Source organism: Bacillus sp. AFS053548, from assembly GCF_002575105.1.
Lineage (GTDB): Bacteria > Bacillota > Bacilli > Bacillales > Bacillaceae_G > Gottfriedia.
In genome coordinates this window covers 1-12,747 of the sequence record NZ_NUHI01000042.1, presented here as the reverse complement: position 1 = coordinate 12,747, position 12,747 = coordinate 1, and the positions used below count along the sequence as shown (strand labels likewise).

14 protein-coding genes are annotated in these 12,747 nt (G+C 30.2%); 10 read left to right on the top strand and 4 right to left on the bottom strand.

The window, feature by feature from the left end:
* Positions 1-119 precede the first annotated feature (119 nt).
* The 7 genes from CN946_RS20140 (at position 120) to CN946_RS20110 (ending at position 5,307) form a co-directional block, all read left to right on the top strand.
* The gene (locus CN946_RS20140; protein WP_098862726.1) at positions 120-329 is read left to right on the top strand and encodes a hypothetical protein; all 210 of its coding nucleotides are present in this window, start codon (positions 120-122) and stop codon (positions 327-329) included.
* 183 nt (positions 330-512) lie between these two features.
* Positions 513-923 (top strand): hypothetical protein, encoded by a 411-nt coding sequence (locus CN946_RS20135; RefSeq protein ID WP_098429108.1) that lies wholly within the window; start codon positions 513-515, stop codon positions 921-923.
* Between the two features lie 188 nt (positions 924-1,111).
* Positions 1,112-1,900, top strand: a complete 789-nt coding sequence (locus tag CN946_RS20130) for a DeoR/GlpR family DNA-binding transcription regulator (protein WP_098862725.1) — start codon at positions 1,112-1,114, stop codon at positions 1,898-1,900.
* Complete coding sequence (locus tag CN946_RS20125; RefSeq protein ID WP_098862724.1) at positions 1,887-2,927, top strand: oxidoreductase; 1,041 nt, start codon at positions 1,887-1,889, stop codon at positions 2,925-2,927. The genes CN946_RS20130 and CN946_RS20125 overlap by 14 nt, the downstream gene beginning before the upstream one ends.
* Positions 2,928-2,938: 11 nt before the next feature.
* Positions 2,939-3,421 (top strand): heme-degrading domain-containing protein, encoded by a 483-nt coding sequence (locus tag CN946_RS20120; protein ID WP_098862723.1) that lies wholly within the window; start codon positions 2,939-2,941, stop codon positions 3,419-3,421.
* A 281-nt stretch (positions 3,422-3,702) separates the two neighbouring features.
* On the top strand, positions 3,703-4,203 hold the full coding sequence (locus CN946_RS20115; RefSeq protein WP_098862722.1) for a GNAT family N-acetyltransferase: 501 nt from the start codon (positions 3,703-3,705) through the stop codon (positions 4,201-4,203).
* A gap of 240 nt (positions 4,204-4,443) precedes the next feature.
* Positions 4,444-5,307: a COG4705 family protein gene (locus CN946_RS20110; protein ID WP_098862721.1), complete on the top strand. Its 864-nt coding sequence runs from the start codon at positions 4,444-4,446 to the stop codon at positions 5,305-5,307.
* Between the two features lie 124 nt (positions 5,308-5,431).
* On the opposite strand, the gene CN946_RS20105 is transcribed toward CN946_RS20110, so the two are convergent.
* The 4 genes from CN946_RS20105 to CN946_RS20085 form a co-directional block, all read right to left on the bottom strand.
* A complete protein-coding gene (locus CN946_RS20105) occupies positions 5,432-6,286 on the bottom strand; it encodes a polysaccharide deacetylase family protein (protein ID WP_098862720.1) in 855 nt (284 codons plus the stop codon).
* Positions 6,279-7,649 carry a glycosyltransferase family 2 protein gene (locus tag CN946_RS20100; protein WP_098862719.1) on the bottom strand — a complete coding sequence of 457 codons (1,371 nt, stop codon included), beginning with the start codon at positions 7,647-7,649 and terminating at the stop codon, positions 6,279-6,281. The genes CN946_RS20105 and CN946_RS20100 overlap by 8 nt, the downstream gene beginning before the upstream one ends.
* A gap of 652 nt (positions 7,650-8,301) precedes the next feature.
* The gene (locus CN946_RS20090; RefSeq protein ID WP_098862717.1) at positions 8,302-9,480 is read right to left on the bottom strand and encodes a NupC/NupG family nucleoside CNT transporter; all 1,179 of its coding nucleotides are present in this window, start codon (positions 9,478-9,480) and stop codon (positions 8,302-8,304) included.
* Between the two features lie 100 nt (positions 9,481-9,580).
* Entirely contained in the window at positions 9,581-9,736 is a 156-nt protein-coding gene (locus tag CN946_RS20085; protein WP_025671048.1) for a XapX domain-containing protein, read from the bottom strand.
* A 243-nt stretch (positions 9,737-9,979) separates the two neighbouring features.
* On the opposite strand from CN946_RS20085, the gene CN946_RS20080 reads away from it, so the two are divergent.
* From CN946_RS20080 to CN946_RS20070, 3 genes are all read left to right on the top strand, one after another.
* On the top strand, positions 9,980-10,591 hold the full coding sequence (locus CN946_RS20080; protein WP_098862716.1) for a hypothetical protein: 612 nt from the start codon (positions 9,980-9,982) through the stop codon (positions 10,589-10,591).
* A 108-nt stretch (positions 10,592-10,699) separates the two neighbouring features.
* Positions 10,700-11,221, top strand: coding sequence for a DUF4362 domain-containing protein (locus CN946_RS20075; protein WP_098862715.1), 522 nt, complete (start codon positions 10,700-10,702; stop codon positions 11,219-11,221).
* A gap of 311 nt (positions 11,222-11,532) precedes the next feature.
* Entirely contained in the window at positions 11,533-12,276 is a 744-nt protein-coding gene (locus CN946_RS20070; protein WP_098862714.1) for a hypothetical protein, read from the top strand.
* Positions 12,277-12,747: the final 471 nt, after the last annotated feature.

Here is a 12,747-nt window from a genome sequence, read left to right as displayed (position 1 = left end):
TGTTAATAGGAAATTTTCTTTGGAGATTAGTAGTTGATTCGTTTAGATAAGTGATAAAATAATAAAGGGTTTTGGTACTCCTCCTTTGAATATAATTCATAAAGGAGAGTGGATTAAATTTGGTGAAAATTTGTTTTATTATAGGTGCAATTTTTATACTTATTTCTGGAATACTCATAGGTGCGTTTCAAGCTCCAGAACAACAAAGAGTAGTGAAAGATGATATTTTTAAGTTAGGGCACTTAAATAAAGATCAATTCTCCATCTGGTCAGGAGTTATAGGCATTTTTTTAATTTGTATTGGAGGACTAGTTTACTATATTAAATAATTTTTTACTATCTAAATTCAAGCATAACTCAAATAGTTTAATAGCTTTGAACAGTATCGACATTTTTGTCGATTTTTTTTATTGTGATTATTTCAAAGTAGGTCAATATGATTATTAGTAGGGGCATAAATTAAATGAAGTAGAAAATGTTATTTGTTGTGGCTATTATTAGGAGGTGCAAAATTGAAGATCGTTTTTTTTAGAAATCTCAATAAAGTTGAAACATATGCTGCAAATAGAAAACAAATAAAGTTGAATCTTCCTAGTAAAGAAGAGGCCAGTGTTATATTTGGCCTAACAAGAAAGTTTGAATTTGATAATCGTTGTGCAAGACCACCACAAATCAGCGGTACTGTTGTAGCTTCTGTTACTTGTAATAGAGACAAGGATATTAGAATTTATTTCTATCCAGTCTCCCAAACTATTTATCCAGAGAAGGCCAAATCTCAATTTCATAATGATGTATTACCTAAACTTAAGAAATGGATTGATCATCAAGTGTCAAAACCAGAAACTGCAGTTTTAGGGATTGAAGAATTTATTATCGAATGGAATGGGAAAAATCATCTTTTCCACCAAATTAAATTTTTATAAACAGTTTTTAAAGACGGTAAAGTTTAATACCGTCTTTTTTTATTTTTTGTTACATATAATCCGTTAGTCTGCTTAAAAAACGTAATTAAATTAAGTTTTTTAAGTTTTTTTGTGGAAATACTTAAATTAATTATATATAATAGCTTTAGAATTCAATCTTAAGGGAATAGATAAAGGGGCTCTAAGCGATGTATCAAGAACAAAGATTATCTTTGATCATAAATTATTTGGCTTCAAATAATGAGATTACTTTAGAAGAAATATGTACAATGCTAAGCGTTTCAAAGGATACAGCAAGAAGGGATCTCGTCAAACTTGAAGAACGCGGGGAAATTATGCGAATAAAGGGTGGAGCAACACTTCCAACATCTAATCGAAATTTAACCGATTATAAAGAACGAAATGCAACTGAAGGCAAGGAGAAAATTGCGCAAAGAGCATCAGTACTTATTCGTGAAACTAGTGACTTATTAATGGATACATCTTCAACTTGTGCACTCATGTCAAAATTTATGTCAGGTAAACAAGTTAATGTGATTACAAATTCAATTGATATAGTTGATTTATTAGGTGAGTATGAAGAAATTCAAACCTTTATGCTACCAGGAAAATTTAATCGGAAAAATAGAAATTTAGTTGGACCTAGGACAATTGAAACACTTAATGATTACAAAGTTGATCAGCTATTTCTAGGTGCTTGTGGAATTAGCGCAGAAGGAATAACTTCACCTGATGAAGAGGAAGCGTTTTTAAAGAAAAAAATGATTAGTTGTGCAAAACAAGTAGTTTTATTGGCAGATCTTACAAAGTTCGAAAAAGTTTTTCTGCATAAGGTATGTGATATTAAGGGAATAGACATCATTATTACAGACAAAGATCCAGATGAAGAATTTAAAAGAAAAATCATTGAATTTAATATTCATTTAATTAGTTTAGAAGAAGAGGAAAGGGAGAGGATTTCGGGTGAAAAAAATTAAGGTTGGTTTAATTGGATTTGGTTTTTCAGGAGCTACGTTCCATGCACCTTTTATAAGTGTTCTAGAAGAATTTGAATTAACAAAAGTTGTTAGTTCAAAAAAGGAAGATGTAAAAAGAGATTTAGGAGATGTAGAGGTAGTAAGTAGTTTAGATGAGGTACTAAAAGATGAATTGATTGACTTAGTTGTCATTACTACGCCAAGTAGTATGCATTATGAAATGGCTAAAAAAAGTTTAGAAGCTGGTAAACATGTCATTTTAGAAAAACCGATGGTCGTGGAAACATGGGAAGCAGAAGAGCTAATTAAGATTGCTGAAGAAAAGAATCGAGTACTAAGTGTATATCATAATAGAAGATGGGATAATGACTTTTTAACAGTTAAAAAGTTAATAAATGAAGGTGTATTAGGAGAAATCAATACATATCAAGTTCATTTTGACCGATATAGACCAGAAATAAGGAATCGATGGAGAGAAAAACAAGGTCCTGGTTCTGGCATGTTATATGATTTAGGTTCGCATTTAATTGATCAAGCTTTAAGCCTTTTTGGGCAGCCTCAATTCATCTCAGCGGATGTATTTGCACAAAGAGAAAATGCAGAAAAAGATGATTATTTCCATATCATTTTAGGATATGACAAACTACGTGTAATTTTACATTCTGGTTCCATCATCCCAAGTAACGGACCACGTTTTCAAGTACATGGAAACAAAGGGAGCTTTATTAAGTATGGAATAGATGGACAAGAAGCCGCACTAAAAGAAGGTAAAAAACCTACTGAACAAGCATGGGGTATGGATGAACCGCAATTATATGGAAAGCTCTATACTGTTGACGGCGAAAAAGAAATGGAAGAAACCATTGAAACAATACCAGGTTCGTATACAACATATTACAAGAAAATTGCTGATAGTATTTTAAATGGTACCAATGCTCCCGTTACAGGTATAGAAGGCTTGTCTGTTATTAAAATCATTGAAGCAGCACTTAAAAGTAGTGATGAAAAGAAAGTGATTTATCTTTAATTGGAGGTTGTATGGAAGAGAAAACTATTCAACAAAAACTTGAAGAGGTAAGAAAACAAGAAGAAAATCTAGTCTTTAATAGTTTTTCAAATAAAGATGCTTTAGAAATTGGTTTGTTAATTATTGAAGCTGCTAAAGATTTAGATAAACCAGTTGCTATAAATATTTTGAAAAACGGTCAAAGTATTTTCCATTATGCAATGGATCATACATCACCAGACCAAGATTTATGGATCAATCGAAAATCAAATATTGTTCTCCGTCATCATTGTAGCTCTTATTATATGAGGCTTTACAATGAAATGAAAAATAGATCATATAATGAATTTTACTCAGCCAGTCCTTATGAGTTTGCAGCACATGGTGGGGCATTTCCTATTAAAATTAAAGGATCGGGCGTAATTGGCGTCATTACTGTTTCAGGCTTAGCACAAGAGGAAGATCATAATTTGATTGTGGAGGCATTAGCAAAATTCCTAAATAAAACGATTTAATTTTAATATATATAAATAATAGATTTTTTTAAAAAAATTATTTTGGAATTTCAAAGGAGTCGGATTATCGGCTCCTTTTTTACATGAGTTGTGACCAAAATATCGAACATTTTTTTAGTATGGTTTCAGTTCAATTAAATAAAGGGATTCAATACCACCACATCGAATATAAAAGAGCTATTCGTACGAACAAACCTTTACGAGAATAATTAAACAATCAAAGCTATTCGTCTATCAAAAATGATTAGAATCTAAAAATCATAAAATAAGGTGGGTAAACAGTGAACATTAGAGAAATCAAACTAGAGGATGCAGAAAATTTTGCGAAACTAATTATAGAAGTTGAAAACCAGGCACATTTCATGCTGTATGGAGCAGGGGAAAGGAAGACCACAACTGAAAAACAACGAAAACAGTTAGAAGTGATTGAAAAATCCCCAAATTCGACCATATTTGTTGCGGAAGAAACTACTGGCAGGTTAGTAGGATATGCGTTTGCAATTGGGAGTACAGCAAAAAGGAAAAAACATTCGGTGTATCTTGCCATTGGAATTTTAGAGGAATTTACTGGGAAGGGACTTGGGACAAAATTATTTCAAGCATTAGAAGAATGGGCAATTAATCATAGTATATTCAGATTAGAATTAACTGTTGTAAAACAGAATGAAGTAGCAGTAGGTTTATATAAAAAGATGGGTTATCAAATCGAAGGAACAAAAATAAATTCTTTAATAATAGATGGTAAAAGATTTGATGAGTATTATATGGCCAAGATATTATAATGTCTAATAGATTGGCCTAAAGTAATGGGATTTATTGGTGGAATTGCTGGATAGACTTTGAATTATTTTCTTTTTAAAAATCGGTAAAAATCTATTAATAATTTTAAGTTGTGTTAAGTTGATAATTTTTTAAAAAATTGGGAGAAATTTTTCAAAAAATTACCATTTTCATTTTCCTTTCATAATTGTATGGGATTATAAATTGTATTTAAATTACATATGAAAGGGAATGATATTTTAATGTCAACTGCCAAAAAAGTTTTAAAGTCGTCAGTTAGTAAAATACCACAATTGACACTGTTATTTTGGATCATGAAGATTGCTGCAACTACACTAGGAGAAACGGGTAGTGATTTAGTGACTGTACCTGGAACAGAAGATAATTATTTAACACCTTTTCTGTTTTTCGTTGGTGTATTTGCTGTCTTTTTAACGATTCAATTGTTTGTAAAGAGATATGTATCAACTGTCTATTGGACTGTTATTCTATCTACTAGTCTTGCAGGTACAGCGTTTTCAGATTATATGGATCGTTCATTAGGGTTAGGTTATATGAAAGGCTCACTAATTCTAATAAGTTTACTTGCTATCATTTTTATTTTTTGGTATTTTACAGAGCCAACGTTAAACGTGAAAAATATTGCGACGAAAAGAGTAGAGGTTTTATATTGGGTTGCGATTCTTGTTTCTAATACATTAGGGACTGCAGCAGGTGATTTTTTATCTCATAAATCTGAAGGAGTAGGTACATTAGCAGGTGGAAGGAGTTACCTAGAACAAGGATTAGGACTAACTATTGCACAAGGGGCAATGCTTACAGGTGGGGTAATTTTATTAATTCTTTTAGCATACTGGTTTACAAATTTAAATAGAGTATTTTTATTTTGGGTAGCGTTTGTACTGACACGACCATTCGGAGCAACATTTGGAGATTTCCTAATCAAACCACAAGAAAAAGGCGGATTAGGATTAGAGAATGGTACACAAATCGCATCTGCAATTTTATTAGGTGTTCTTATCGTCTGTATAATCATCCAGTTTGTAACAGATAAATCAAAACTAAATAATTTGAAAATGAATGAATCTGATATTCAAGTAAGTTAATTTCATTTAAGATTTATATAATAGGAGAGTGGGAGGTAAGTAAGATAACTAACCTCTCACTCTCTTTATTATTATTTTAGAAGAAAAAAAGCTGCCAAAGCAGCTTAAATTAATATTTATAAAGTTAATTAATCTCTTCTAAATCTAGCCATTCAGAATATGTCAAAATGTTTAGTTCATCTTTTTTACTTACGACATAATTAACAATCATTTTAAACTTTTCTGGATCAAAATTCATTTGAGCTTTATCAGCTTTTTTTTCAAATCGATGATTAGTAAATACAATTGATTGTTTCGTCTTAATTGCTAAGTCAATTTGATCTTTAACCCATGAAATGTCTGTACTAGGAAGTAAATTAATCGTACGAACTTCATATTTTTTGATATTGTTTGTTTGTATTCCATCCTTAATTGTACGAGCACTTCGATAATGTTCTTCCTGCAAGGTTTTTAAAGTATCTTGATTAAAGGAACCATATGGATAAACAGCGATATTACTTGCTCTTGTAAAACAGTGTTGATCAAGCCATTCACGTGCATCGTTTAATTCACTTTTTTGCTCTTGTTTTTTTAAACTTGCTAAATGTCGATGTGTATTTGTATGATTCATCAAATCCCAACCAGAACGATATAAAGTATTTAATTGACGTAATGACATATATCCTTTAGTTCCTATTTTCGAAGGAATGACAGCAATACTTCCTTTTAGATCATTATCCTTTAAGATTTTAAAACCTTTCGTAAATTGTGTTTCCCATCCATCGTCCATTGTAAAAATAATGTTAGCTTTATTTTTGTTTTTTTCAATTTCTTGTGATGTTTGAACTTTACTTTGCAAATTTTTACAATTAGTAGTTTGCAGCAAATTATTTTGTTGTTTAGGTTCTGACAAATAAGATGCACTACTTTTCATAAACGGATATGCTATCAAAAATGATGAAATTAGAACAGCATATACGATAATTAGTTTTTTATCCAACGTTCTTCATTCCTTTATCCTTTTCTAACTCATAAATTCTCCCGGATCGTGAAACTTTGTTCCAATCACTACGGTTTATAAAATAGGAAATAGTACCAAATAGTACAAAAAATAATGTTACAAAACGATAGACAAATAAGTCTAAAATAATTGTAATCGTCAATCTGATCTTTTCTTTGCCTTTAAATTTAACGCCATAATAATTAGCCAAATACATAGCAAATATACTATAAATAAAATTTAAAGATACAACTCCGAGCAGATAGAATAATAGTAGATTTTGAGCATGTCCTATATTTGTAAACAACATATAGCCAAAATTAAAAAGCGTAAAATAGATCGCAACTGTACCTAAAATAAATGAATCGATTAGCATAAAGAAAGAAACTGTGCGAAATAAAAAGGTCTTTATAAGCATTGGAAAATAATAAATGACACAGTCAATAAATGCTTTTTGCCAACGAATTCTTTGTTTAAATAAATCCTTCCAGGTTTCTGGACACTCCGTATAACATACAGCATGGGGGACAAAAACCATTTTCTTGCCAGGATTTTTTAAAATGTATTGTTGAAATTTTAATGTAATGTCGATATCTTCTCCTAAAGTCTTTCTATATCCACCAACTTTAAATAAAATATCTCTATTAAAAACCCCAAATGCCCCAGAAATAACGGAGAGTGCATCGAATTTTGCAAGAGAAACTCTATTAATATAGAATCCTTTTATGAATTCAAAAATTTGAAATCGAATGACATGATTAACCGATAAAGTACGCTCGATATTTTTTTGATTAAATCTAACACCTTGAAGGGGGTGCACCATTCCTCCTGCGGCTAATACATCAGGATCTTGGAAAACTTCATTCAGAATATGCAATGCATCGTTTGCAAGAATACTATCTGCATCTAAAGTTACGACTAATTCATTTTTAGAGTATTCGATTCCAGCGTTTAAGGCGTCATGTTTTCCACCATTTACTTTGTCTATTACGTATACATTTGGGTAAATAGTCGATTTATAAAAGTTTTTGATTTTATTACTCTTTAACTGATTTGATATTTTTCGATCTTCCGGTGTTAGACGAAGAAGTTTATGTAAAATTTTCATGGTTCCATCTTGAGATCCATCATTAATATAAATAACTTCTTTTGTTGAATAATCTAATCTATTAATCCCTTTAATAGCTGTTTCGATAATGCTTTCTTCGTTAAAGCATGGTATGAGTATGCTGATGCTTTTATTAGTTTGTATTATGTTTTGTTTTCGTTTCTTACGATTATAAAAGATTGGAAGAGCATTGATCATATGTAAGATTGGGAAAAAGGTACATAAGAATAGGGTGAGTATTGTAACAAATTGCATAATTAAATCTCCTTAAAACTTGTATTGTTACGTAATTTCATTATCTGAGTATGAAAGAAAAATAATCAATCAGTCATAACAATATTAGATTTCTACTTTGATTATTTTAACGGGATTTTGGCTTGTTTAATATGTTATTATTTGAACAATTTATTTCAAAATGAATACTAACAATACAAATATTAAAATGTTTTCTAAATTCGTGGTAATTTCACGTACCGTACTAATTCTATTTAAATAGTTTTGATTATTAAGAAACAGAAGGGTAATGTCTCTATTTTTGAAATGGCCCCAAAATGCACTATTCCTTAAAGAGGGGACATAATTATACTTGCAGCTGGCGGAGTATCTAAAGTGTGATTTAGTTGTAGGGAAGAGGCAAAATGATCAAGCTTGGATATACGGAATTAGTATGATGAATCTATTGGAAGTGGATATAAGAGATGGAACTTTTAGGATGAATAAAGATTACTTAAACTTTCCAATGGAAAGACATTTGTTATATGAATAGAATTTTTGTGAATTATTTATTAAAGTAGTTTTAGGTATTAGTACTAATTCATGAAATTGATAAAGATAAATAAACAAAACAGCCGAAAACTTAATAAGATTCTGCTGTTTTGTTTTAAGTAATTTTTAATGGTTTAAAATATTATCTTACAAATAATCCTACAATCGTTCCTGTTAAAACTGAACCTAGGGTAGCAACTAATAATACTCTTAAACCAATTTTAGCAAAAAGCTCTGATTGTTTTTTATCAATCGCAGCAATTGCACCATATATAATTCCAATTGATGAAAAGTTAGCAAAAGATACTAAGAATGATGACACGATTGCTACAGTTTTTGTTGATAAATTAGGAATGATTTTTTGGAAATCAAGCATTGCAACAAACTCATTTGCAGCAACTTTTGTACCCATTATTGATCCTGAACGTACTAATTCATCTGTTGGGATACCCATAATGAAAGCAACAGGTGCAAAAACATATCCTAAAATTTCAGTAAATGTCATTCCGATAATCGCATTGAATACGAAATTAATCATAGCAAGTAAACCAATGTAGGTTATTAACATTGCCCCAACAATTAAGGCAACTTTACCACCATCAAGTGCACCGTTACCGATGGCTTCAAATAACGACTTTTCTTTAATCATTTCTTTGACATTAATTTCTTCATCTTGTTCTGATGTAACAGGACATGCCATTGAAGAAAGAATTAAACCAGAGAACACGTTGATTGGCAGTGCAACTAATACATATTCAGGGGGAATCATTTGCATATATGCACCTAAGATCGAACATGATACCGCTACTAACGAAGATGTAACGACAACAAATAATCGGTTAGGTGTAAGTTTATGTAATTCAGTTTTAACAGAAAGAATTGCTGTAGTATCACCAAATACCATACTATTTACAGCAACGAATGACTCAATCTTTGGTAATCCTGTAACTTTAGCAACTGCTCCACCGATATATTTAATTGCTAACGGTAGTATTCTTGTGTAAGTCAAAATTGATAATAATGAAGATACGAATATGATCATCATTAAAACGTTTATCCAAAAATAACCCTTTGTCGATAAATCACCGAATACAAATGCAATACCTTCATTACCAAAAGATAAAACTTTATTAAAGAAAGAGACGATCTTTTGTAAAACTGTTCTACCAATTGAGGTTTTTAGCATAAACCAAGCTAAAATCAATTGAACCACTAACATAATTGCAACAGCTTTATAGTTAATGTGCTTTTTATCATTAGACATTAGCCAACAAATAATAAGTATCAAGATAATGCCAATGATTGCGATAATATATGACATTTATTTTCCTCCAAACTACAAAATCGTAGAATAATTTCTAATTTGCAATCTTATTGTTTCCAATCAATATAAAAATATCATTAAATAAAGTAAGCTTTATTTATATAAATAGCTGAACTAATTTCATGCCACCCCAAACACCTATAATCCCACAAATTGCTGAAAATACAGGTGGTGCCGGAATTGGTAATTTAATGAGAGTAAATACAACTCCAACAATTAAACCTGCGATTAAGCTCATAATTATTTCATGCATATTTACTAACTCCTTTTTGTTCAACACATTTTTGTATTACGATTGATACTGATCGCCAATCTTCTCTGTTAATAGGGTATTATCCCCAAAAATCATAGCTAATACAAATTACTACACTAAAGAAAACTTTTTTTGTAAATCAAATGGTTGGTAGGTAAAAAGAATGTTTTTAAAGAATATATTTGTAAAGAAAATTCTAATCTTGATCACCTAGAATATTTTCAAGTTGAAAGGAGCTTAAGAATGAAACAATTACTATTGCAAGAAATTCATGATTTTACCTTATTTGGTGAACATGCAGATCATTTTGAATACTTAGCAAGTGGAAAAGATGGAGATGTTTACACTAGAGACAATTATGTTATAAAAGTATTTAAGGAAGATGGAAAAAGTCGAGATGACGGGGTGAAACTTCACCTTCTCGAACGAAGTATATACTATCCAAAAGTACATGTATTTACGGATGATTTTATGGTAAGTGATCGGATATTTGGTGAAACTTTTTATCAATTAGATGGACACAGTAAAAATTTACGAAAACAATATGAAACAGAGATTAATCAAGCAATCTTTGATGCACAAAATGCAGGTTTAAGTGCATTCGACTTACATAATCATAATTTAATGTTATCAAATGATGGCGAAGTTCGAATTGTTGACGTCGGACGATTTTCTCTTGAAGAAACTCTCCAACTAGGCTTTTTTAAATCTTTATTTGGAAGTTCAAATCGACGTCACCGAAAACATAAAAAACGTCATGATCACTCATCTTCAAGGCATCATTACAGACACTCTTCATCCTCCAGACGCCACCATCGCAGACATTCAAGTTCAAATAGCTCTTACTCTTCCTAAATAAAAATCCACCTTTCTAATCAAAGGTGGATTTTTTTCTCAACTGCATAAGTTATAATTGAATGGAAAAACTAACCAATATTATTAATTGTAATATTGGAGGGCAAAATGTATAAATCAATAGTAGCGTTTATGCTTTTAATATTTCTTGGTTTTTCCTTCGATCATTTTATGGTGGCAGAAGCTAGTGTATTTACAAAAGAAATGTTAAAAAAAGAAATCGAGAATTACGGAGAAAAAGCAACTAACAAAATCCCAGCATCCTATAGTAAAGAAGAAGCGCTAAAAAATGGAGATATATTAATAATAGGAAGAACTACTAACCATAATGAACGGATTCAAAAATTTATTAATAATGTAAAAAATAAGAAGCCTGACTTTATTCGATTTGTTGAATTTACTTCAAAAGGTGATCCAGTGATTACCGAATATCAATATAATGGAAAATTAATATACTATCGATTTGATAGTTCAAGGGATCGAACAGACCGATATCGAAAAGGTACATTTGCGATGAGTAAATTTGTTACAGGACCAAAAGTATTAGAAGACTATTGCCAAAAGTTAGTGGTAAATTCAAATACGTCATATTTAACAAATTGTTATCATTTTGATAAAGTGGAATTTTAGTTTTTAAAAACGTCGGTTAAAAAATCGGCGTTTTTTTGTATTTTAGTTACATAAAAGAGTAAATGAAATTTCACTTACCGTAGTTTATATATAAAACAATTTTAAAACTTTAAACTCGAGATTATTAATAAAACTTTTAAACAGCTATTCAACCTTAAGAATTTCACGTACCGTAATATATGCCTAAAATTATTTCTTTTAACTATAAGATGGACAAAAAGTTCCAAACTAAACTATAATTTCTACATATAACGAATAAAACTACTATTAAAATCTGGAAATAAAAAAGATTCACCAAAGGAGTAAATAAAATGACAGAAAATATAGTTCAAAATGAGAAAACTGAGTTAATAAAATATATACCTCCAAAAGGAGAATTTACAAAATTTCTGTCTGATGAGGATTATTTAGAAAAAGGACGATCTTGGGGATTATTTAATAAAAATCCAAAACATGATTTTTTATTCAAAGGTCAAGACTTTCAAGTAAATGTAAAGCTTGTTGGCTATGAAACATATGGGGTTACGGATGAGTATCATACAATTATTATTGAATTTGAAGATGGCAATTTAACATGTATTCATCCTGCTTATTTAAAAGAAATGCAATCCCCAAGCTTTAAGAAAGTATACACAGTTGGTGAAAGTGATCCGAAGAACAGTGAAGATAAGAAAACAGAATCAGAAACAGTACCAAAGTCGAAAGAAAGTTCTTCTAAAACAACTACAAAGAAAAAAGTAGAAAAGAAAGAGGAAGTTTCAATTACATTACCAACTGATAAATCACATTTTAACGGTACCGTTAAAGAATTTAGTACAAAATATAATCATTTCAATGATAGCGAAGAAGAGATCATTATTTGGGAAAACGTAACTGTCAAAGGAGATCAGGATTTAGTAATTGGAAATGCTTGGTGTTCATTGAGCAAAACTTTAAAAGCAGCTGAATTAGAGGTAGGTAAATCTTATCAATTTGATGGAAAAGTAGTTGATAAGAAATTAAACAAAGAAGTTAAATATAAACTAAATAACCCTTCAAAGGTTGCTGAGAATTAAATTTAGAGCGAGAATAGAAGTTATAGATTAATTTATATTTAGATTAAGGGAATTCACAAAAAGCTAACTTATACAGTTAGCTTTTTTCAGAGTGTTGAAATATAAAACGGTCTATAGGGAAAAAATTAGTAGAATATTATGGATGTTAAAATTCATTTTTTTATATTTTCTAACGATTTTAAATGTAAAGTGATTCAAGAATTTTAATATACTAACAAACTTTAGTAATTGTTTTTTTTGGAAATTAAAAATATTAAGAGCAAAATTTAAATAAATAGATTTAATGATTAGTTTATAAGTTGATTTTAATCTCAATTGTCTTTCAAACTGATTAATATTCTGTTCATGTTACACTAAATAAAAGAGTTTAAATTAGATTTTAATCGTAAACTTTTTTTGATGTATTAGTTGATTGGAATGGAGGGATGCTCGACTCCTATGGGATATGCGGGAAGGCTGAGACCCCGCAGG

Bases quoted from the DNA above. Each gene is read 5' to 3' on its own strand.
- CN946_RS20130 (WP_098862725.1), top strand. From the start codon at position 1,112: ATGTATCAAGAACAAAGATTATCTTTGATCATAAATTATTTGGCTTCA.
- CN946_RS20120 (WP_098862723.1), top strand. From the start codon at position 2,939: ATGGAAGAGAAAACTATTCAACAAAAACTTGAAGAGGTAAGAAAACAA.
- CN946_RS20110 (WP_098862721.1), top strand. From the start codon at position 4,444: ATGTCAACTGCCAAAAAAGTTTTAAAGTCGTCAGTTAGTAAAATACCA.
- CN946_RS20100 (WP_098862719.1), bottom strand. From the start codon at position 7,649: ATGCAATTTGTTACAATACTCACCCTATTCTTATGTACCTTTTTCCCA.
- CN946_RS20090 (WP_098862717.1), bottom strand. From the start codon at position 9,480: ATGTCATATATTATCGCAATCATTGGCATTATCTTGATACTTATTATT.
- CN946_RS20085 (WP_025671048.1), bottom strand. From the start codon at position 9,736: ATGCATGAAATAATTATGAGCTTAATCGCAGGTTTAATTGTTGGAGTT.
- CN946_RS20080 (WP_098862716.1), top strand. From the start codon at position 9,980: ATGAAACAATTACTATTGCAAGAAATTCATGATTTTACCTTATTTGGT.
- CN946_RS20075 (WP_098862715.1), top strand. From the start codon at position 10,700: ATGTATAAATCAATAGTAGCGTTTATGCTTTTAATATTTCTTGGTTTT.
- CN946_RS20070 (WP_098862714.1), top strand. From the start codon at position 11,533: ATGACAGAAAATATAGTTCAAAATGAGAAAACTGAGTTAATAAAATAT.